18 protein-coding genes are annotated in these 21,237 nt (G+C 72.2%); 16 read left to right on the top strand and 2 right to left on the bottom strand.

From position 1 onward, the window contains the following. The first annotated feature begins 433 nt into the window (after positions 1-433). Positions 434-1,528: a glycosyltransferase family 4 protein gene (locus PZB75_RS04640; RefSeq protein WP_275534005.1), complete on the top strand. Its 1,095-nt coding sequence runs from the start codon at positions 434-436 to the stop codon at positions 1,526-1,528. Between the two features lie 95 nt (positions 1,529-1,623). Here the strand turns inward: PZB75_RS04640 and PZB75_RS04635 are convergent, their stop codons facing one another. After that, positions 1,624-3,450, bottom strand: a complete 1,827-nt coding sequence (locus PZB75_RS04635) for a glycoside hydrolase family 15 protein (protein ID WP_275534004.1) — start codon at positions 3,448-3,450, stop codon at positions 1,624-1,626. A gap of 416 nt (positions 3,451-3,866) precedes the next feature. On the opposite strand from PZB75_RS04635, the gene PZB75_RS04630 reads away from it, so the two are divergent. From PZB75_RS04630 to PZB75_RS04580, 11 genes are all read left to right on the top strand, one after another. Then, the gene (locus tag PZB75_RS04630) at positions 3,867-5,519 is read left to right on the top strand and encodes a CTP synthase (RefSeq protein ID WP_275534003.1); all 1,653 of its coding nucleotides are present in this window, start codon (positions 3,867-3,869) and stop codon (positions 5,517-5,519) included. Between the two features lie 84 nt (positions 5,520-5,603). Further along, on the top strand, positions 5,604-6,230 hold the full coding sequence (locus PZB75_RS04625; protein ID WP_275534002.1) for an NUDIX hydrolase: 627 nt from the start codon (positions 5,604-5,606) through the stop codon (positions 6,228-6,230). Positions 6,231-6,425: 195 nt separating this feature from the next. Further along, a complete protein-coding gene (locus PZB75_RS04620; protein ID WP_275534001.1) occupies positions 6,426-8,498 on the top strand; it encodes a tetratricopeptide repeat protein in 2,073 nt (690 codons plus the stop codon). A gap of 143 nt (positions 8,499-8,641) precedes the next feature. After that, entirely contained in the window at positions 8,642-9,757 is a 1,116-nt protein-coding gene (gene ald / locus PZB75_RS04615; RefSeq protein ID WP_275534000.1) for an alanine dehydrogenase, read from the top strand. A 369-nt stretch (positions 9,758-10,126) separates the two neighbouring features. Continuing rightward, a complete protein-coding gene (locus tag PZB75_RS04610; protein WP_275533999.1) occupies positions 10,127-11,245 on the top strand; it encodes a ParA family protein in 1,119 nt (372 codons plus the stop codon). After that, a complete protein-coding gene (locus tag PZB75_RS04605) occupies positions 11,242-11,841 on the top strand; it encodes a hypothetical protein (protein WP_275538585.1) in 600 nt (199 codons plus the stop codon). Before PZB75_RS04610 ends, PZB75_RS04605 begins: the two co-directional genes overlap by 4 nt. Positions 11,842-11,945: 104 nt before the next feature. After that, complete coding sequence (locus PZB75_RS04600) at positions 11,946-13,115, top strand: segregation/condensation protein A (RefSeq protein WP_275533998.1); 1,170 nt, start codon at positions 11,946-11,948, stop codon at positions 13,113-13,115. Then, positions 13,112-13,834 (top strand): SMC-Scp complex subunit ScpB, encoded by a 723-nt coding sequence (scpB, locus tag PZB75_RS04595; protein WP_275533997.1) that lies wholly within the window; start codon positions 13,112-13,114, stop codon positions 13,832-13,834. The genes PZB75_RS04600 and scpB overlap by 4 nt, the downstream gene beginning before the upstream one ends. Continuing rightward, a complete protein-coding gene (locus tag PZB75_RS04590; RefSeq protein ID WP_275533996.1) occupies positions 13,834-14,979 on the top strand; it encodes a pseudouridine synthase in 1,146 nt (381 codons plus the stop codon). The genes scpB and PZB75_RS04590 overlap by 1 nt, the downstream gene beginning before the upstream one ends. A 426-nt stretch (positions 14,980-15,405) precedes the next feature. Beyond that, positions 15,406-16,140 carry an NUDIX domain-containing protein gene (locus PZB75_RS04585; RefSeq protein WP_275533995.1) on the top strand — a complete coding sequence of 245 codons (735 nt, stop codon included), beginning with the start codon at positions 15,406-15,408 and terminating at the stop codon, positions 16,138-16,140. Next, the gene (locus PZB75_RS04580; protein ID WP_275533994.1) at positions 16,137-17,159 is read left to right on the top strand and encodes an ADP-ribosylglycohydrolase family protein; all 1,023 of its coding nucleotides are present in this window, start codon (positions 16,137-16,139) and stop codon (positions 17,157-17,159) included. Before PZB75_RS04585 ends, PZB75_RS04580 begins: the two co-directional genes overlap by 4 nt. 94 nt (positions 17,160-17,253) lie before the next feature. Here PZB75_RS04580 and PZB75_RS04575 read toward each other — a convergent pair whose 3' ends face one another. Then, positions 17,254-17,946, bottom strand: coding sequence for a nucleotidyltransferase domain-containing protein (locus PZB75_RS04575; protein ID WP_275533993.1), 693 nt, complete (start codon positions 17,944-17,946; stop codon positions 17,254-17,256). Between the two features lie 193 nt (positions 17,947-18,139). Between PZB75_RS04575 and aroH the strand changes: the two genes are divergently transcribed. The 4 genes from aroH (at position 18,140) to PZB75_RS04555 (ending at position 21,187) form a co-directional block, all read left to right on the top strand. Then, positions 18,140-18,502, top strand: coding sequence for a chorismate mutase (aroH, locus tag PZB75_RS04570; protein WP_275538584.1), 363 nt, complete (start codon positions 18,140-18,142; stop codon positions 18,500-18,502). Next, positions 18,499-19,584, top strand: coding sequence for a prephenate dehydrogenase (locus tag PZB75_RS04565; protein WP_275533992.1), 1,086 nt, complete (start codon positions 18,499-18,501; stop codon positions 19,582-19,584). The genes aroH and PZB75_RS04565 overlap by 4 nt, the downstream gene beginning before the upstream one ends. Positions 19,585-19,817: 233 nt before the next feature. After that, entirely contained in the window at positions 19,818-20,534 is a 717-nt protein-coding gene (gene cmk / locus PZB75_RS04560) for a (d)CMP kinase (protein WP_275533991.1), read from the top strand. Beyond that, a complete protein-coding gene (locus PZB75_RS04555; RefSeq protein WP_275533990.1) occupies positions 20,531-21,187 on the top strand; it encodes a lysophospholipid acyltransferase family protein in 657 nt (218 codons plus the stop codon). Before cmk ends, PZB75_RS04555 begins: the two co-directional genes overlap by 4 nt. The last annotated feature ends 50 nt before the right edge of the window (positions 21,188-21,237 follow it).

The raw sequence follows: 21,237 nt of genomic DNA, 5'->3' as shown, positions 1-21,237 counted from the left end.
GTGGCCGCGTGATGGAGCCCCCGCGAGGGTGCGCGCGGCGGGACACGGTGGCGCCGGGCACACAGGTGCGGGACGGCGGAGCATCACCCGTCCCTCCGCCATCCCGGTCGTTCGGTGCGGGATGTACGGCTCTCGTGGGGCGCACGCCGGTGTGGCGCGGGGGCGGCGTACAGCCATGGGCGAGGGGGCGTACGCCGGAGCGTGTTCGCGCGGCGGCACGGGCGGCCGGACCGGGCGGCGCACGGCCCGGCCCCCCAGGTGCGCCGGTGGGGCAACACCACGCCGTACATCTCACCCCTGCGGGTACGAGGGGGCGCGTCCGGACCGCACAGGTCCCGCCAACCGTGGCACGAAGGTGCCGGAACGCCCGTACGTGCTGGCATCCTTGGCGACGTACATACCGCCGACTCGGGACCCCCGGGAGCCATTGAACGTGTCACAGCTGCGTACGGTCCAAGTCCTGGGCGGCGGCAGCGCGGGCAGCAGTGCCCACGTCAGCTCGCTGGCCGCGGGGCTGGTGGCGCGGGGCGTGCAGGTCACCGTCTGCGCCCCCGCCGATCCCGATCGCGCCCATGACTTCCCCGCCACCGGGGCTCGCTTCGTTCCCGTGCCCCGGCGCGGAGATCCCGCCGCCCTCGCCGCGCTGCGCGCCGCGTGCGCGGGCGCCGACGTCGTCCACGCGCACGGGTTGCACGCCGCCGTGCGCACCGGCCTCGCGGTGGCCGGACGCGGCACCCCCCAGGTCGTCACCTGGCACACCCGTGCCCACACCGAGGGCGTACGGGCCGGGATGGTGCGCCTGATGGAGCGCAAGGTGGCCCGAGGGGCGGCCGTGGTGCTCGGTACGTCGTCGGAACTGGTCGATCTGGCCCGCCGCAGGGGGGCGCGCGACGCCCGCCTCGCGCCGGTCGCCGCCCCCGCGCACCGATCGCCCGGGAACGTCCACGACGGCAAGGCACGGGCGGAACTCGGCGCCGTGGAGCGGCCGTTACTGATGTCCATCGGCAGACTCGTACCCGACCACGGCTTCGACGCGCTGCTCGACGCCGCCCGGCTGTGGCGCGCGCTCGATCCGGTGCCCCTGCTGGTCATCGCGGGGGAGGGGCGTGAGCGGGGCGCCCTGCAACGGCGCATCCGGGACGAGGACCTGCCCGTGTCGCTCGTCGGGGAGCGGGAAGACGCCGCCGAACTCCTCGCGGCGGCCGACCTCGCGCTTCTGCCCAGCCGCTGGGAGGCCCGCTCCCAGGTGGCCCAGGAGGCGTTGCGGCTGGGCGTACCGCTGGTCGCCACCGCGGTCGGCGGAGTGCCCGAACTCGTCGGTGACGGCGCGGAACTCGTTCCGTACGGGGACGCCGAGGTGCTGGCCCGTACCGTCGTACGGCTGCTCGCCGACCCGGAGCGGCGCGCCGGACTTACCGCGGCGGGCCGCGAACAGGCGGCGAGATGGCCGACCGAGGACGACACGATCGCTCATGTCCTCAGCGTCTACGACGAGTTGACCTGCCCACTGCTGCCCCGCGGATGCTGAGCGCGGCGCCCGCCGCCGTCTGCCCGGCGGCCGGACGACACGGAAGCCCCGGCGGGACGCGCCGCCCGTCGGCGTCGCGCCCGCCGGGGCCACCGTCAGCCGGCGTACGCCCCGCTCGCCGTCAGTCGCAGCGCCGTGTCGATCAGCGGCACATGGCTGAACGCCTGCGGGAAGTTGCCCACCTGCCGCTGGAGCCGGGCGTCCCACTCCTCCGCCAGCAGGCCCAGGTCGTTGCGGAGCGACAGCAGCTTCTCGAAGAGCTTCCGCGCCTCGTCGACCCGTCCGATCATCGCCAGATCGTCCGCCAGCCAGAACGAGCAGGCCAGGAACGCGCCCTCGTCCCCCTCCAGCCCGTCCACCCCCGCGTCCTCGCCGGAGGTCGGGTAGCGCAGCACGAAGCCGTCCTCGGTGGACAGCTCGCGCTGGATCGCCTCGATCGTGCCGATCACCCGCTTGTCGTCCGGTGGGAGGAATCCGACCTGGGGGATCAGCAGCAGCGACGCGTCCAGCTCCTTCGACCCGTACGACTGGGTGAAGGTGTTGCGCTCCTTGTCGTAGCCCTTCTCGCAGACCGTGCGGTGGATCTCGTCGCGCATCTCGCGCCAGCGCTCCAGCGGCCCGTCCGCGTCCCCGGACTCGATCAGCTTGATCGTGCGGTCGACCGCGACCCACGCCATCACCTTCGAGTGCACGAAGTGGCGGCGCGGCCCGCGCACCTCCCAGATGCCCTCGTCCGGCTCGTACCAGTGCTTCTCCAGGTAGCTGATCAGCTTCAGCTGGAGCACCGAGGCGTAGTCGTTGCGGGTCAGGCCGGTCATATGGGCCAGGTGCAGGGCCTCGGTGACCTCGCCGTACACATCGAGCTGGAGCTGGCCCGCCGCGCCGTTGCCGACCCGGACCGGACCGGAGCCCTCGTAACCGGGCAGCCAGTCCAGCTCGGCCTCGCCCAGCTCACGCTCGCCCGCGATGCCGTACATGATCTGGAGGTTCTCCGGATCGCCGGCGACGGCCCGCAGCAGCCACTCGCGCCAGGCGCGCGCCTCCTCGCGGTAGCCGGTGCGCAGCAGCGAGGAGAGCGTGATCGCGGCGTCGCGCAGCCAGGTGTAGCGGTAGTCCCAGTTCCGTACGCCCCCGATCTCCTCCGGCAGGGAGGTGGTCGGCGCGGCGACGATGCCGCCGGTCGGCGCGTACGTCAGGGCCTTCAGCGTGATCAGCGAGCGGACCACGGCCTCGCGGTAGGGGCCGTGGTACGTGCACTGGTCGACCCATTCGCGCCAGAAGTCCTCGGTCGCCTCCAGCGAACCCTCCGGGTCCGGCAGGGCGGGGGGCTTCTGGTGCGACGCCTGCCAGCTGATGGTGAAGGCCACCCGGTCGCCCGGCGCCACGGTGAAGTCGGAGTAGGTGGTCAGGTTCTCGCCGTAGGTGTCGGCGGGGGTGTCCAGCCAGACCGAGTCCGGGCCCGCGACGGCGACCGTACGGTCGCCGACCTTGTGGACCCAGGGCGTCACCCGGCCGTAGCTGAACCGCATCCGCAGCTCGGAGCGCATCGGCACACGGCCGCTGACCCCTTCCACGATGCGGATCAGCTGGGGGGCACCGTCACGCGGCGGCATGAAATCGGTCACCCTGACCGTGCCGCGCGGGGTGTCCCACTCCGATTCCAGTACGAGGGAGTCCCCCCGGTAGCGCCGCCGGTCCGCGGCGGGTGGCTGTGCCCCCTCCGCGAACGCCGGGCCCAGGCGCCAGAAGCCGTGTTCCTCGGTGCCCAGAAGCCCCGCGAAGACGGCGTGTGAGTCGAAGCGGGGAAGGCACAGCCAGTCCGCTGTGCCGTCCCGGCAGACCAGGGCGGCGGTCTGCATGTCTCCGATGAGTGCGTAATCCTCGATGCGCCCGGCCACGTGCGTCTCCAGTCGAACGGCCATGTCGCCCCGAAGGGCTCTTACTGCAAGGTCAAGGGTGGTTGCAAGGGTTCGTTTAGGGAAATCGACGAGCTCCTGCACCGGTGAGCGGGCTGTTGTGGTGCCGCTGGCCGGCCGGCTCGGCGCGAGTGTCCGAGCAGGATACGACGCACCCGGGTGATCCGTGCCACGGTCCGGAGAAGATCTCTGAGCCGAACGGGTGGGGAGCATTCGGGACGCCCTGATCACCTGGGGGAGAGTGTGGCAGATATGGCCGGAAGCGGCCTCCTGTCGTCGCTGATACCCTGGTGGCCCGTGGACCGGTGGTCGTCCGCGTCAGCGAACGAGGCCCCCGAACCGCAGCGACGGCACCTCCGGAATCTCCGGTTCGGTGAGCCGGTACGCACCCACTATCGCGACCACGGGAGCCCCCTTTGGCTATGCAGCCCACATCCACGACGACCAAGCACATCTTCGTCACCGGGGGTGTCGCCTCCTCCCTCGGCAAGGGTCTGACTGCCTCCAGCCTGGGTGCCCTGCTCAAGGCGCGGGGCCTGCGGGTCACGATGCAGAAGCTCGACCCGTACCTGAACGTCGATCCCGGCACGATGAACCCGTTCCAGCACGGTGAGGTGTTCGTCACCAACGACGGCGCCGAGACCGACCTCGACATCGGCCATTACGAGCGGTTCCTCGACGTGGACCTGGACGGCTCGGCCAACGTCACGACCGGCCAGGTGTACTCGCAGGTCATCGCCAAGGAGCGGCGCGGGGAGTACCTGGGCGACACCGTCCAGGTCATCCCGCACATCACCAACGAGATCAAGCACCGCATCCGCCGCATGGCGGCCGAGGACGTCGATGTCGTGATCACCGAGGTCGGCGGCACGGTCGGTGACATCGAGTCGCTGCCGTTCCTGGAGACCGTCCGCCAGGTCCGTCACGAGGTCGGCCGGGACAACGTCTTCGTCGTGCACATCTCGCTGCTGCCGTACATCGGCCCCTCCGGCGAGCTGAAGACCAAGCCCACCCAGCACTCGGTCGCCGCGCTGCGCAACATCGGTATCCAGCCGGACGCCATCGTGCTGCGCGCCGACCGTGAGGTGCCGACCGCCATCAAGCGCAAGATCTCGCTGATGTGCGACGTCGACGAGACCGCCGTGGTGGCCTGCCCGGACGCCAAGTCGATCTACGACATCCCGAAGGTGCTGCACACCGAGGGGCTGGACGCCTACGTCGTGCGCAAGCTCGACCTGCCGTTCCGCGACGTCGACTGGACGCAGTGGGAAGACCTGCTCGACCGCGTCCACAACCCCGACCACGAGGTCACCGTCGCGCTCGTCGGCAAGTACATCGACCTCCCCGACGCCTACCTCTCGGTCACCGAGGCGATGCGCGCCGGCGGCTTCGCCAACCGGGCCCGGGTCAAGGTCAAATGGGTCACCTCGGACGACTGCAAGACGCAGGCGGGCGCCGGGAAGCAGCTCGCCGACGTCGACGGGATCGTCATCCCGGGCGGATTCGGCGAGCGCGGTGTGAACGGCAAGGTCGGTGCCATCCAGTACGCCCGTGAGCACCGGATTCCGCTGCTGGGCCTGTGCCTGGGCCTCCAGTGCGTGGTCGTCGAGGCCGCCCGCAACCTCGCGGGGATCGCGGACGCCAACTCCACCGAGTTCGACGCGGCCACCGCGCACCCCGTCATCTCGACGATGGAGGAGCAGCTGGCGTACGTCGAGGGCGCCGGTGACCTGGGCGGCACCATGCGGCTCGGCCTCTACCCGGCGAAGCTGGCCGAGGGCTCGCTGGTCCGCGAGGCGTACGACGGCGAGCCGTACGTCGAGGAGCGCCACCGCCACCGCTACGAGGTCAACAACGCCTACCGCGGCGAGCTGGAGAAGAAGGCCGGACTGGTCTTCTCCGGCACCTCCCCGGACAACAAGCTGGTCGAGTACGTCGAATACCCGCGCGAGGTCCACCCCTACCTGGTCGCCACCCAGGCGCACCCGGAGCTGCGGTCCCGCCCGACCCGCCCGCACCCGCTCTTCGCGGGACTGGTGAAGGCGGCCGTGGCCCGCAGGACGGGTACGAAGTAGCGGCTACGCAGGCGATACGGTTGACCGGGGTACGGATCTTTCCTGATTCGTGCCCCGGTTCCCGCTTTCTGTGGAAGGACGTACATGGGTTACCAGGACACGCCCGAGGAGTGGCGGGTCACCGCGAGCACGGTCCCGTTCAAGGGCAACAAGACCAGTGTCCGCACGGACGACGTGGTCATGCCGGACGGTGCCGTCGTCCGCCGGGACTACCAGGTCCACCCCGGCTCCGTCGCGGTGCTCGCGCTCGACGACGAGAACCGCGTCCTCGTCCTGCGGCAGTACCGCCATCCCGTGCGCCACAAGCTCTGGGAGATCCCGGCCGGTCTGCTCGACGTGCCGGGCGAGAACCCGCTGCACGCGGCCCAGCGCGAGCTGCACGAGGAGGCCTACGTCAAGGCGGAGGACTGGCGGGTGCTGGCCGACGTCTACACCACCCCCGGTGGCTGCGACGAGGCCGTACGGATCTTTCTCGCCCGGGACGTCTCGGTGGCGGACGGCGAGCGTTTCGAGGTCGCCGAGGAGGAGGCCGACATGGAGCTGGCCCGGGTGCCGCTCCCGGAGCTCGTGAAGGCGGTGCTCGCCGGGGATCTGCACAACAACTGCCTGGTGGTGGGGGTCCTCTCGCTCACCGCGGTGCTCGCGGGCGACGGGATCGACTCGCTGCGGCCCGCCGACGCGCCCTGGCCCGCCCGGCCCTTCGACGCCTGAGCGGGCCGGCCGCCGCCGGGCCCGTGAGAAGGCCCGCCGGTCCGTCGTCAGCCGCTGATCGGAAAAGATGTTGATCCTTTCGGGGGACCTCTCCGCCACGCTCCACCCTGCGTGCCCGTACGCCTGAACTACGCTCGGATTGCCCTTGACCGGAGTTCCGGAGGGCGACGCGTGCAGCGAAGTGGAGCGTGGCCCGTGACCGATCAGGCGGTGGACACCAGCGGCCCGGCCGGGGCGCCCGGGACCAAGGGGGCCACCGGCGCCGGCACCACCCAGTTCTTCGGCCGCGAACGTGAGTTGCAAGCGCTTCGGGCGGACATCGAACGGGCCGGTCTGGACACCCTGTCGGGCCGCAAGGTGCCCCGGGCCCGGGTCCTGCTGATCGCCGGACGCCCCGGTTCCGGGCGCACCGCGCTCGCCGCCGAACTGGCCCGCGGACTCGTCGCCTCGGGGAAGTACCCCGACGGGCCGCTGAGGGTCCGGCTCACCGAACCCGGCGGCGCCCGGATTCCCACCGAACGCACCGCACGCGACTTGCTCGACCTCCTCCACGTCCCCGTACCGCCCGGCGCCGGCCAGGACGAACTGTCCGGACTCGTCCGCACCGCGCTCGCCGACCGCCGCGCCCTGCTGCTGTTCGACGACGCGGTCGACGCCGAGCAGGTCGACCCGCTGCTGCCCGACAACCCGGACTGCCTGGTCGTCGCCACTGCCCAGGGACCGCTCACCGGCATCCCCGACGTCCGCCCCTGCACCATCGGCGGCCTCAGCGCGGACGCGTCCGTCCAACTGCTGCGCCGGGCGATCGGCCAGGTCAGGATCACCGTCGATCCGCGTACCGCCGAATCCCTCGGCGAGGAGTGCGGCGGGCAGCCCGCCGCACTCGTCCTGATCGCCGGCTGGCTCGCCGCCCGGCCCAACGCCTCGGTCGCCGACGTCACCAGGCAACTGCGGGAGCTCCCGGAGGACGGTGACCCGAACACCGGCGCCCGCCCGCTGGCCCGCGCCTTCCGGCTCGTGTACTCATCCCTGCCGCAGTCCGCCGCCCGGACGCTGCGCCTCCTCGCCCTCGCCCCGGCCGGACTCGCCGACGCCCACACCGCGTCCGCGCTGGCGGGCTGCTCCGTCACCGCCGCCCGTACGACGCTGGACGACTTCGTCCGGCTCGGCCTGCTGCACACCAACGGCGCGGCCCTCGCCCAGTACGAGGTGCCCGGCTGCGTCGCCCCCATGCTGCGCGCCCTCATGACGGAGCTGGACCGCTCGGCCGAGGTGCAGCTCGCGCGGGCCCGGATGCTGGAGCGGACCGTACGGCAGCTCCAGTCCTGCCGGGCGATCACCGACCCGGAGGGGTCGCCGGCCCGCCGCAAGCTCGCCGGACTGCCCCGCTCGCTGCGCTTCCCCCATCCGGAGACGGCCGCCGAATGGCTGCGCAGCCGCCGTCCCGCCCTGCTCGCCTCGGCCAGGGTCGCCGTGGAGGACGGCGAACTCGACACTCTGGCGCGGCGGTTGGTGGCCGCCCTGGTCCGGGCGCTGGCCGCGCACGAGGGGACCGAGGCGGCCGCCCCCGACCTGTACGGGCTGCACGGGCTCGTCCTCGATGTCGCGGAGCGGCGCGAACTGCCCCGCGAACAGGCGGCGGCCCTGCTCAACCTCGGTGATCTGGACGCGCGGACGGGACGGACCAGGGCGGCGCTGGCCCGCTACCGGGAGGCGCTGGACGCGGGGCGGGCGGCCAGGGACCCGTACGCCACCGGCCGCGCGATGGAGTCCGTCGCGGGTGCCCACGCCGAACTCGGTGACTGGCACCGGGCGGGCGACTGGTACGGCAGGGCGCTCGCCCAGCGCCTCACCCAGGGAGACCGCGCCGAGGAGGCCCGGCTGTACGGGCGGCTCGGCTCCGTCCACACCTACGCCGGGCGGTACGGCGAGGCGTTGCGCGACTGGCGGGCCGCGGCGGCGCGGTACCGCAGGCTCGGGGACCGGGCCGGTCACGCGAGGGCGCTCAGCGAGGCGGCCAGGGTGCAGGAGTACGCGGGCCGTCCGCAGGAGTCGCTGCACACCTGCCGGGACGCGGTGGAGTGGGCGCGGAAGGCCGGGGACGTACGGCTTGAGGCGGCGCTGCAGCTCAGGCTCGCCGACACCCTCGACCGGCTCGGCGAGCCGGCGGCGGCCCAGCTGCACCGGAACGCCGCCGACCGATTGCTGGACGAGGGCGAAGGTTCCGCTTCTGCCTACGAAATCCGCAGTGCTTCCACGGAAAGTTAATGCTTTGTAAGGCTGGACAGCGGGAAGTCCTTCATTAAACTGGCTCTGCCGCGTATCCCTGCGGCGATCTCCGTTACGCTGTATGCATCCGGGTATGTACCCCTATGCCCGAGTGCCCCTCCGAGCCAAGGACCGTGGTCGACGTGAAGGTCGGTATCCCCCGCGAAGTCAAGAACAACGAGTTCCGGGTGGCGATCACCCCCGCCGGAGTGCACGAACTCACCCGCCAGGGCCATGAGGTCCACATCGAGCGCAACGCCGGTGCGGGCTCGTCCATCACCGACGAGGAGTACGTCGCGGCGGGCGCGCGCATCCTCGACACCGCCGACGAGGTCTGGGCCACCGCCGACCTGCTGCTGAAGGTCAAGGAGCCGGTCGCGGAGGAGTACCACCGCCTCCGCAAGGGCCAGACCCTGTTCACGTATCTGCACCTCGCCGCCTCCCGGGCCTGCACGGACGCGCTGCTGGAGTCCGGCACCACGGCCATCGCGTACGAGACCGTCGAGGGCGCGAACCGCGCGCTGCCGCTGCTCGCCCCGATGTCCGAGGTCGCGGGCCGGCTGGCCCCGCAGGTCGGCGCCTACCACCTGATGCGCTCGGCGGGCGGCCGGGGCGTGCTCCCGGGCGGTGTCCCGGGCACGGCGGCCGGCCGGGCCGTCGTCATCGGCGGCGGTGTCTCCGGCTGGAACGCCACCCAGATCGCCGTCGGACTCGGCTTCCACGTCACGCTGCTCGACAAGGACATCAACAAGCTGCGCGAGGCCGACAAGATCTTCGGCACCAAGGTGCAGACGGTCGTCTCCAACGCGTACGAGCTGGAGAAGGCGGTCGTCGAGGCGGACCTCGTCGTCGGCGCCGTCCTCATCCCCGGCGCGAAGGCGCCGAAGCTGGTCACCAACGAGCTCGTCGCCAAGATGAAGCCCGGAAGTGTACTTGTCGACATCGCGATCGACCAGGGCGGCTGCTTCGAGGACTCGCACCCGACCACCCACGCCGAGCCGACCTTCCCGGTCCACGACTCGGTCTTCTACTGCGTGGCCAACATGCCGGGCGCGGTGCCGAACACCTCCACCTACGCGCTCACCAACGCCACGCTGCCGTACATCGTGGAGCTCGCCAACCGTGGCTGGGCCGAGGCGCTGCGCCGCGACCCGGCGCTCGCCAAGGGGCTCAACACACATGACGGGCAGGTGGTTTACCGCGAGGTGGCGGAGGCGCACGACCTGCCCCACGTCGAGCTGCAGACGGTTCTCGGCTGACGCGTCAACACCCGCCGTCAACCATGTGCGTCCGGCCGGACCTCGCCCAGCGAGGTCCGGCCGGACGTGTGTCGGGGCGCTGCGACCCCCTCGCACAACTCGCCTCGAACGTAACCCTTTACCCGTTTCGCACACCCGTGAAATGTGTGTCCGGACCCTCGCGCACTCTTGACAGAGGGGTGTTCGATTGCCGACACATCCGGCCGGGTCCGGTGGATTGTGTTGCTGCGAACCGGTGACACGCCATAGAGTCGCAAACCGTCGGCATGGTGCCACGCTGACCTATCGATAAGTTTCCTGGTCCCGTCCAAGGAGGTAAGACGACTTGTGAATGAGTCGACATTTACTCCTGGGGGTGGTCAACCAGGGATGCCCGCGCGGGGTCAGGGCCCGATCGGGCTCGAAGCTGTCGGCTCCGTCGCTGTTCGCACCTTCGCCACCCACCAGCACATGACGACAGCCCCCCAGATGATGGACGGCCTACACGTGAACGCCATGGCCGGCAACGAGAGTGGCCGCGACACCGCCCACTTCGCCGACTTCGCCGAGGTGCCCGAAGGGCACTTCTACGACCCCGACGCCGAGTACGAGCCCGATCCGGAGTACGCGGCCACCCTCGCGCCCGACGCGGCCCGCCAGCGCCGCGAGCGGGTCGGCCCGACCGGCCGCCCCCTGCCGTACTTCCCGATCCCGGGACCGCTGACCGACCACGGCCCCGCGAAGATCATCGCGATGTGCAACCAGAAGGGCGGCGTCGGCAAGACGACGTCGACCATCAATCTGGGCGCCGCGCTCGCGGAGTACGGCCGGCGGGTGCTGCTCGTCGACTTCGACCCGCAGGGGGCCCTGTCGGTCGGACTCGGTGTCAACCCGATGGAGCTCGACCTCACGGTCTACAACCTGCTCATGGAGCGGGGCATGGTGGCCGACGACGTCCTCCTGAAGACCGCCGTGCCCAACATGGACCTGCTGCCGAGCAACATCGACCTCTCGGCGGCCGAGGTCCAGCTGGTCAGCGAGGTCGCCCGGGAGTCCACGCTGCAGCGCGCCCTGAAGCCGCTGATGGCCGACTACGACTACATCGTGATCGACTGTCAGCCCTCGCTGGGCCTGCTGACGGTGAACGCCCTGACCGCCGCCCACAAGGTGATAGTCCCGCTGGAGTGCGAATTCTTCGCGCTGCGCGGTGTGGCGCTGCTCACGGAGACCATCGAGAAGGTCCAGGAACGGCTCAATCCGGAGCTGGAGCTCGACGGCATCCTCGCGACCATGTACGACTCCCGCACGGTGCACAGCCGCGAGGTCCTCGCCCGGGTCGTCGAGGCGTTCGACGACCACGTCTACCACACGGTCATCGGGCGCACGGTGCGCTTCCCGGAGACCACGGTCGCCGGTGAGCCCATCACCACGTACGCCTCCAACTCGGTCGGTGCGGCCGCCTACCGCCAGCTCGCCAGGGAGGTGCTCGCCCGGTGTCACGCCGAGTGAGTCTGCCCGGGGCCGACGAACTGTTCCGTACCACCGGGGGAGGGATGGGACTCCAGTCCTCGTCCCCCGCCGCACAGCGGCGCAAGGCCAACGGCGAGGCCCGGGTGCCGGGTCCGGCCGAGGGCGACGCCGCCACCGACCGGGCGGCCGGCGAGGCGGGGACCGTACAGGTCCCGTCGCCCTCCACGCCCCCGGAGGGCGAGGCCAGGCCGACGACGGGCACCGCGACCACCGAACCGCGCGGCCGGGCCGCAGACAGCGACCGGGTCGCCGCGGCGGCGCAGGCGGGCCGCAGACCGCAGGGCCAGGGCCAGCAGCAGCCGGAGCCGGTGCCCGCGGCCCAGCAGCGCAGACGCGGCGGTCGCGGAGCGAACCGCAGGCCCAGTGGCCGTGAGCGGCACGACGAGAAGATCACGGTCTATGTCTCCGCCGAGGAGCTGATGGACCTCGAACACGCGCGGCTCGTGCTGCGCGGTGAGCACGGACTGGCCGTCGACCGGGGACGCATCGTCCGCGAGGCGGTCGCGGTGGTCCTCGCGGACCTGGAATCGCGGGGCGACGCGAGCATTCTCGTACGGCGGCTGCGCGGTCGTTGACCGGTGCGCCGCGGGTAGCCTGGCCGAAGGGTCGGCCGCGTGCGGTCCGGCCTCCTGTGTGCGGGCCACCACCGCCCGTGTCCCCGCTGCCCCTGGATCACCTCTTGGCACCCACCGACGAGCCGTCCCGCGGCCTCCGCCGCGCCCTTGGCCGAGGGCCGGGGGCGGCGTCGGCTCCCGGGCGGGCGGAACCCGCATCCGGCGCTGTCCCCAGCACCGGCGTACCCGGGCCTCCCGCCGACGCGGGGGACAGTGGCGGGCCGGAAACCGTGTCGGTGCCGGAAGCCGGTTCCGTACCGCAGTCCTCTCCGGCGTCGCGGTCCCATCGGGTGCCGCAGTCCCCTCCGGCGTCGGAGTCCGTGCCGGTGCCGGGGACCGTTCCGGGGAATGTCTCAGGGGACGTTCTCGGGGGCGTTCCCGACCGGGCGGGCGGGGCGGATGCCGGGGCCGGTGAGGCGGGGGGTGAGGCGGTCGAGGGCGCCCGGTTCACCGTCCGGCTGGTGAACTTCGAAGGACCGTTCGATCTGCTGCTCCAGCTGATCTCCAGGCACAAGCTCGATGTGACCGAGGTGGCGCTGTCCCGGGTCACGGACGAGTTCATGGCGTACATCCGTGCCATGGGACCGGACTGGGACCTGGACCAGACGACCGAGTTCCTGGTCGTGGCCGCCACCCTGCTCGACCTCAAGGCGGCCAGGCTGCTGCCCGCCGCCGAGGTCGAGGACGAGGCCGACCTGGCGCTGCTGGAAGCCCGGGACCTGCTCTTCGCCCGGCTCCTCCAGTACCGCGCGTACAAGCGGATCGCCGACATCTTCAGCGACCGCCTGGAGGCGGAGGGGCGCCGTCACCCCCGCACCGTCGGCCTCGAACCGCACCACGCCGAACTGCTGCCCGAGGTCGTCATCAGCATCGGGCCCGAGGGCTTCGCGAAACTCGCCGTGAAGGCGATGCAGCCCAGGGCCGAACCGCGGATCTACATCGACCACATCCACGCGCCGCTCGTCAGCGTGCGCGAGCAGGCCGGGATCATGGTGGCCAGACTCCGGGAGCGGGGGGAGATGAGCTTCGCGGCCCTCACCGAGGACGCCACGGACACCCTCACGGTCGTCGCCCGGTTCCTCGCGCTGCTGGAGCTGTACCGGGAGAAGGCCGTCACCCTCGACCAGGAACGGGCACTCGACGAGCTGACCGTGCGCTGGACCGGTGGTGAGGGGGCGGAGCCCACCGTGACGGACGAGTTCGATTCCGAGACCAGGGAGGACGCACCGGTATGAGCGAACGCGGTCACGACGGTCAGGGCGGTGACGACGGGCAGGGCGGTGACGACGAGCGCGGTGGTGACGGGCACAGTGGTGACGGTGGGCGGGACGGCGCGGTCGCGGAGCTCGAACTCAAGCCCGCGCTGGAAGCCGTCCTCATGGTCGTCGACGAGCCCGCCACCGAGGAGCACCTTGCCAAGGTGGTACGTCGCCCCCGCAGGGCCGTCGCCGACGCGCTGCGGGAACTGGCGGACGAGTACACGGCCCAGCGGCGCGGCTTCGAGCTGCGGCTCGTCGCGGGCGGCTGGCGGTTCTACACCCGGCCCGAGTACGCGCCGGCGGTCGAGGGCTTCGTGCTGGACGGCCAGCACGCCCGTCTGACGCAGGCCGCTCTGGAGACCATGGCGGTCGTCGCCTACCGGCAGCCGGTGAGCCGTTCGCGGGTCTCCGCGGTGCGCGGAGTGAACTGTGACGGGGTCATGCGGACCCTGTCGCAGAGGGGCCTCGTGGAGGAGGCGGGCACGGAACCCGAAACAGGTGCGATCCTGTACAGGACGACGAACTACTTTCTGGAGCGTATGGGCCTGCGAGGCCTGGACGAGCTCCCGGAGCTCGCGCCCTTCCTCCCCGAGGCGGACGCGATCGAGGCTGAGACGCTAGAGGGTGTGCCGTCGTTCGATCCGGACGCACCGGACACCCCGGATACTCACGCAGACGACAAGACGGAATTTTGATGCGAAGCAGTGGCAGGAACAGCGGAAGCGGCAAGAGCGACGGCGGTGGCGGCAACCGGAATTCCCGGGGCGCCGGCAGTGGCGGCAGCCGGAATCCCCGGAGCGCCGGCGCCGGGCGCGGCGACCAGCAGGAGCAGCGTCCCCGCAGGCCCCGGCCCGAGGAGCGCCGCTACGACGTGAGCGGTACCGCCGAGGAGAGCGCCGGTCCGCGCAAGGGCCGTGGCGCGGCGGCCCGCGGCGGCGCCAAGGGCGGACCGAAGCCCGCGCAGGGCGGTGGCGGCAGGACCGGCGGGCCCCGGCGCGGACCGCAGGGTGCCCCGTCCCGGCCGCGTGAGCTCGACGCCAAGATCGAGCAGCGCAACCGGGACAGGTACGCCGGCAAGCCGGAGGTCAGCACGCCCAAGACGTTCCCCGGCGCCGAGCAGGAGGGCGAGCGGCTGCAGAAGATCCTCGCCAGGGCCGGCATGGGCTCGCGCCGCGCGTGCGAGGAGCTGATCGACCAGTCCCGCGTCGAGGTCAACGGCAAGATCGTCGTCGAGCAGGGCATGCGGGTCGACCCGCACAAGGACGAGATCAAGGTGGACGGCCTGACCGTCGCCACCCAGTCGCACCTGTTCTTCGCGCTGAACAAGCCGGCCGGGGTCGTCGCGACCATGGAGGACCCGGACGGCCGTCAGTGCCTCGGCGACTACGTGAACAACCGCGAGACGCGGCTGTTCCACGTGGGCCGGCTCGACACGGAGACCGAGGGCATCATCATGCTCACCAACCACGGTGAGCTGGCCCACCGTCTCACCCACCCCAAGTACGGCGTGAAGAAGACCTATCTGGCGGCCATCCAGGGCCCGCTCCCGCGCGACCTGGGCAAGCGGCTCAAGGACGGCATTCCGCTGGAGGACGGGTACGCCCGCGCCGACCACTTCCGGGTCGTCGAGAACACCGGGAAGAACTACCTGGTCGAGGTGACCCTCCACGAGGGCCGCAAGCACATCGTCCGGCGGATGCTGGCCGAGGCCGGATTCCCGGTCGAGCGGCTGGTGCGGACCTCCTTCGGGCCGATCCCGCTGGGCGACCAGAAGTCCGGCTGGCTGCGCAGGCTCACCAACACCGAGGTCGGCATGCTGATGCGCGAGGTCGGCCTCTGAGCCGGAGCGCGTGAACCGGGGTCCGTCCCCGGAGCGAGTACCACCGAAGGCCCGTGGCCGGTCCTGTTCCCGGAACAGACCGGCCACGGGCCTTTCGCCGTGCCCGTCCACCCTTTATAGTCAGAGTGACTATTAAGGAGGGGCTGTGAGTCCCGTGGACAGTTTCGACGTCCCCCGGCGCCCCCTGGGAACACGCCAGGACGCCCCGGCCCACCGGACCGGGACGGCGCCAGGACCTCGGCAGCGGTCCGCGGATCGACCTCACCGCCCTCGCCGCGCGCGGTCGGTGGACCTGGACCCACGGGGGTGGACCGGGCACTGCCGTCCGGCCGGTGCGACGAGCCGTCCGCACCGGCCGGACCCGGCCGCGCACGGCGGGGGCGGTGCGGACCTCCGCTCCGCCGAAGCGACCGCCCGGGGGCGGCGATGAACGCCGACGCCCCCGGGGGCTACGACCCGCACGCCTTCGAACCCTTCGCCGTCACCGTCGACCTCGCGGTGTTCACCGTCCGCGACGGCCGGCTGCACGTCCTGCTCATCGAACGCGGCGAGGACCCGTACCGGGGCCGCTGGGCACTGCCGGGCGGCTTCGTGCTGCCCCGCGAGTGCGCCGGGGAGGCCGCCCGGCGCGAACTCGCCGAGGAGACCGGGCTCCCCGCCGGCACCGTGGCCGCCCTCCACCTGGAACAGCTGCGTACCTACAGCGATCCGGACCGCGACCCGAGGATGCGGGTCGTGTCCGTCGCGTACACCGCGCTCGTCCCCGACCTGCCCGAACCGCGCGGCGGAGGCGACGCGGCCCGCGCCCGGTGGTGGGACACGGGCGCGCTCGAACCGCTCGCCTTCGACCACGACCGCGTCCTCACCGACGCCCACGACAGGATCGGCGCCAAGCTCGAATACACCTGTCTGGCCACCGCCTTCTGCCCGCCGGAGTTCACCCTCGGCGAGCTCCGGCAGGTGTACGAGACGGTCTGGGGCGTCGCGCTCGACCGTCCCAACTTCCGCAGGAAGGTCCTGACCACGCCCGGCTTCGTGCGGGCCGTGGACGGACCGCCGCGCCGTACCGGCGGCCGGGGCAAACCGGCCGCGCTCTACCGGGCGGGCGCCGCCACCGCCCTGCACCCTCCCCTGCTGCGCCCGGAAGGACGAACCGCATGAATCCGACGAGGACCGTCGTGAAGCAGGCCGCCACGGGCGCGCTCACCGGACTGGCACTCGGTGACGCACTGGGCTTCCCCACCGAGTTCGACGACGTGCCGTCGATCCTCACCAGGAGCGGTCCGTGGCGGCAGATGCCGCTGCCGAGCCCGGCGCTGGTCACCGACGACACCCAGATGACGCTCGCCCTGGCCCGGGGAATGCGCACCGCCATGGACAGCGGGCTGCTCACCCTGGAGCGGCTGGCCCGGCCGCTGCGGGAGGAGTTCGTCGCCTGGTACCACTCGCCGGACAACGACCGGGCGCCGGGCAACACCTGTCTGACGGCCTGTCGGTACCTGGACGGTGACCGGGTCTGGCAGGAGGCCAGCAGGACCGGTTCCAAGGGCTGCGGTGCCAACATGCGGGTCGCGCCGGTCGGACTCGTACCGGGACTCAGTGACGAGCAGCGCGCGGGCGCCGCCCAGCTCCAGGCGGCGCTCACCCACGGCCACCCCACGGCGCTCGCCGCGTCCGACCTGACGGCCCGCGCGGTCCTCCTGCTGGCGCACGGAGCCGAACCGGCCGGACTGCTCGGACAGTTGCGGGCGTACGCGTACGAGAACAGCGGCCGCTACCTCACCCGCTGGCTGGGCGACCTCTGGCGGTACGCGGGCGACCGGTCACCCGAGAGCTACATCCGGCGCGGCTGGGACGAATGCGTCACCGCACTGGACCGCGTCCAGGACGCGCTGGGCGTCCCGGACCCCGAGAGCGACCCCTGCGCGACCACGGGTGACGGCTGGATCGCCGAGGAGGCGATCGCCACCGCGCTGCACTGCTTCCTCCTCTTCCCGGAGGAACCGGTCACCGCCCTGCGCCGGGCCGCCTGCACCCGGGGCGACTCGGACTCCATCGCCTGTCTGACCGGCGCGCTGGCGGGGGCCCATCTGGGGGCCGGGGCCTGGCCCAAGGAGTGGTCGGAACGGATCGAGTACCGCAGTGACCTGCTCTCGCTGGGAGCGCTCTGGGACTCCTGAGGAGACGCCGGAATCCCCTGGCCCGGCACCTGGCACCTGACCCGGCCTCATGCCCCGGCCGCCGAGTCCGGACGGGGCGTACGACCGGCGCCCGCTACGCCCCGGCCGAGGCCCGGCGGCTCCGGATCAGGAACGCCTCCACGCGTTCCCGGTCCGGTTCGGCCGGGAGCGGGGACCGGGAGACGGCCTCGTCGTTCTCCGCCACCAGACGCGTCATGCGCCGCTCGACCTCCGCCCACGGAACCTCGCCCCGCTTCACCGCGAGCAGATCCTCCCGCGCCCCGCCCACCTCGATCGTCAGCTCGCCTGTCCGCAGCAGGTCCCGCCCGCTCGTCAGCAGCCGCAGCAGATGCATCGCGTGCTTCCAGCGCGGAGCCCCGTACCGCCGGACATCGGCCTCCAGCCTTCCGCGCTGCCCCACGGCGTACCGGACGAAGGTGCGGTGGGCGAGCCGGGACAGGAACGCCTCGCGCAGCGCGAGCAGTTCGCGCCCGGTCGGGTCGATCCGCTCCACCAGCGGCGAGTGCAGACACTCCAGCACATTGGGGTTGGCGCGCAGCGCCAGCTCGCAGAAGCGTTCCAGCTCCCAGGAGAACTGCTCGTCCGCGGGGCCCTCGATGTGGGCCGGCGGTTTGTCGAAGCGCCAGAAGAGCGGGGTCGGCGCCAGGAACACCCCGCGCCTGTCCGTGTCGCTGTCGTCCGTGGCGAGCCCGAAGGCCCGCGAGCCCATCACACAGGAGTAGACCGTGTGGTCGCGTACGAGGGCCTCGTCCGTGGAGCTGATCATGCGCGTGAGGGTACGCGGACGCGCGGGCGGCGCCCCGTGGGCCGCGTCTCACCGGTTGGAGAACCACGACCACCGGTCACACCGCCCCTCTACCCTGAACCCGTACGGAACGGGTCCACGGGCGCGGGGCCCAAGGGCACGATCAGGACGCGGCAGCGGCATGCCGGTGCGCGGAAGCAGCGAGGAGCACGATGTGGCGGTACGAGCGGTCCGTGGAGCCGTCCAGCTGGACCGGGACGAGGCCGGGCACATGGGCGAGCGGGTCGGTGACCTGCTCACCGCCGTTCTGGAACGCAACGGGATCGTCCCCGACGACCTGATCAGTGTCTGGTTCACCGCCACGCCGGATCTGCACAGCGACTTCCCGGCCGCCGCGGCGCGCGCCCTCGGCATCGTCGACGTGCCGCTGATCTGTGCCCAGGAACTGGCCGTCGAGGGTGCCATGCCCCGCGTGGTCCGGCTCCTCGCCCACGTCGAGACCCGTCTGGCCAAGGCGGGGATCGCACACGTCTACCTCGGCGCCACGGCGTCCCTGCGCAAGGACATCGCCCAGTGAGAACAGCCGTCGTCATCGGAACCGGCCTGATCGGCACCTCCGCCGCCCTCGCGCTCGCGGGCCGGGGCGTCACCGTCCATCTCGTCGACCACGACCCGGAGTCCGTCCGCACCGCCGTCGCCCTCGGCGCCGGTACGGACGAGGTGCCCGAGGGCCGCGTGGACCTGGCGATCGTCGCCGTACCACCCGCCCATGTGGCCGCCGTGCTGGCCACCGCCATGCGGGACGGGGTGGCCCGTGGCTACCTCGACGTCGCCAGTGTCAAGGGCGGCCCGTGCCGCGAACTGGAGGCGCGCGGCTGCGACCTCGCGTCGTACATCGGCACGCACCCCATGGCGGGCAAGGAACGCTCGGGCCCGCTGGCGGGTTCCGCCGATCTCTTCGAGGGCCGCCCCTGGGTCCTCACCCCGACCCGGGACACCGACACCGAAGTCCTCAACCTGGCGCTGGAACTGGTCGCGCTCTGCCGCGCCGTACCCGTCGTCATGGGGGCGGACGCCCACGACCGGGCCGTCGCGCTCGTGTCGCACACCCCGCAGCTCGTCTCCTCGATGGTCGCCGCCCGGCTGGAGGAGGCCGACGAGACGGTCGTGCGCCTGTGCGGCCAGGGCATCAGGGACGTCACCCGGATCGCGGCCTCCGACCCCCGGATGTGGGTGGAGATCCTCGCCGCCAACCCCGGCCCGGTCGCCGACGTCCTGGCCGGGGTCGCCACCGACCTGGACCGGACGGTACGGGCCCTGCGCGGCCTCCAGTCCGCCGACGAGGAGAAGCGCCGGACCGGCGCGGAGGGCATCGAGGACGTACTGCGCCGGGGCAACGCGGGCCGGGTCCGGGTGCCCGGGAAGCACGGGGCGGGCCCGGCGGCGTACGAGGTCGTGGCTGTGCTGATCAGCGACCGGCCGGGCGAACTCGCGGGCATCTTCGCGGACGCGGGGAGGGCCGGGGTCAACATCGAGGACGTCCGTATCGAGCACGCGACCGGCCAGCAGGCGGGCCTCGTCCAGCTGATGGTCGAACCGAGCTCGGCGGCCGCGCTGGGTTCGGCGCTGCGGGAGCGGGGCTGGTCGATCCGCCAGTAGCGGCGCCCGCCGCGAGGGGCGGGGCCCGGTGGCGTCGGCCGATGCCCGTCATGACGGCGGTGTCCGCCGGGAGGCGCGCCGCCTGACGCGGCACGCCCGGTCGCCCGCCGGGGCGCGGCCGCGGGTCCCGGGTGTCTTCGTCCACAGGGGTGCGAAGGCCCGCCCGGGTACTCGGTAACCTTGTGCGGGGCGGGTCAGCGCGCCCCTGCCCGCCCGCCTCGCGTACCAGGAAGGTGTCCACCACCGTGGAAACCGCAGCAGCCGCCGCCCGGACCGCCCCGGCAGCCGTGATCGTCGCCATCGACGGACCCTCCGGCACCGGGAAGTCCAGCACGTCCAGGGCCGTCGCCGCCGAGCTGGGGCTGAGCTATCTGGACACCGGCGCGCAGTACCGCGCGATCACCTGGTGGATGCTGAACAACGGTGTCGACGTCGAGGACCCGGCGGCCGTCGCCACCGCCGCGGACAAGCCCGTCATCGTGTCCGGCACGGACCCGGCGGGACCGACGATCACCGTTGACGGCGAGGACGCGTCGGCCCCCATCCGTACCCAGGCCGTCACCGCCAAGGTCAGCGCGGTCAGCGCGGTGCCCGAGGTGCGCACCCGGATCACCGGACTCCAGCGTTCCATCGCGGCGGACGCGGCGAGCGGCATCGTCGTCGAGGGCCGGGACATCGGCACCACCGTGCTGCCGGACGCCGACCTCAAGATCTTCCTCACCGCCTCGCCCGAGGCCCGCGCGGCCCGCCGCAGCGGTGAGCTGAAGGGCTCCGACCTCGCCGCGACGCGTGAGGCGCTGATCAAGCGGGACGCCGCCGACTCCAGCCGGAAGACCTCGCCGCTCGCCAAGGCGGCCGACGCGGTCGAGGTGGACACCACCGAGCTGACCCTCCAGCAGGTCATCGAGTGCGTCGTCACCCTCGTCCGGGAGAAGCGGGCCACGCGGTGACGCCGGCCACCGGCACGCCCACGGAGCGCGGAGCGGCGGTCGGGCGCGGAATCGGCATCGGGCTCATGTACGGGCTGTGGAGGCCCCGGGTGCTCGGCGCGTGGCGGATGCCCGCCTCGGGACCCGTCATACTCGCGGTGAACCACTCGCACAACATCGACGGGCCGATGCTGATGGGCACCGCGCCCAGGCCCGTCCACTTCCTGATCAAGAAAGAAGCGTTCGCCGGTCCGCTCGACCCGTTCCTGCGGGGCATCGGACAGCTGAAGGTGGACCGCTCGACCGCCGACCGCACCGCCATCACCCACGCCCTCGGCGTACTGGAGAACGGCGGCGTGCTCGGGATCTTCCCCGAGGGGACCAGGGGCGAGGGCGACTTCGCGTCGCTCCGCGCCGGGCTGGCGTACTTCGCGGTACGGGGCGCGGCGCCGATCGTGCCCGTGGCCGTCCTGGGAAGCACCGAGCGTCGCGGACGGCTGATACCGGGGCTGCCCCCGTTGCGCGGCCGGGTCGACGTCGTCTTCGGTGACGCGTTCGAGGCCGGGGACGGAAGTGGCCGGCGCACGCGCAAGGCGCTGGACGAGGCGACGGTACGGATTCAGGAGCGGCTGACCGCCCACCTGCGAAATGCCCGGCGCCTCACCGGACGGTAGGCGAGACTCACCGGGTAAGACTTGAGTAGTGGACCGCGCGATCGTGGTCC

This window comes from Streptomyces sp. AM 4-1-1 (assembly GCF_029167625.1).
GTDB lineage: Bacteria > Actinomycetota > Actinomycetes > Streptomycetales > Streptomycetaceae > Streptomyces.
The sequence above is the reverse complement of the archived record's forward strand: the minus strand, read 5'-3'. Positions and strand labels throughout refer to the sequence as shown.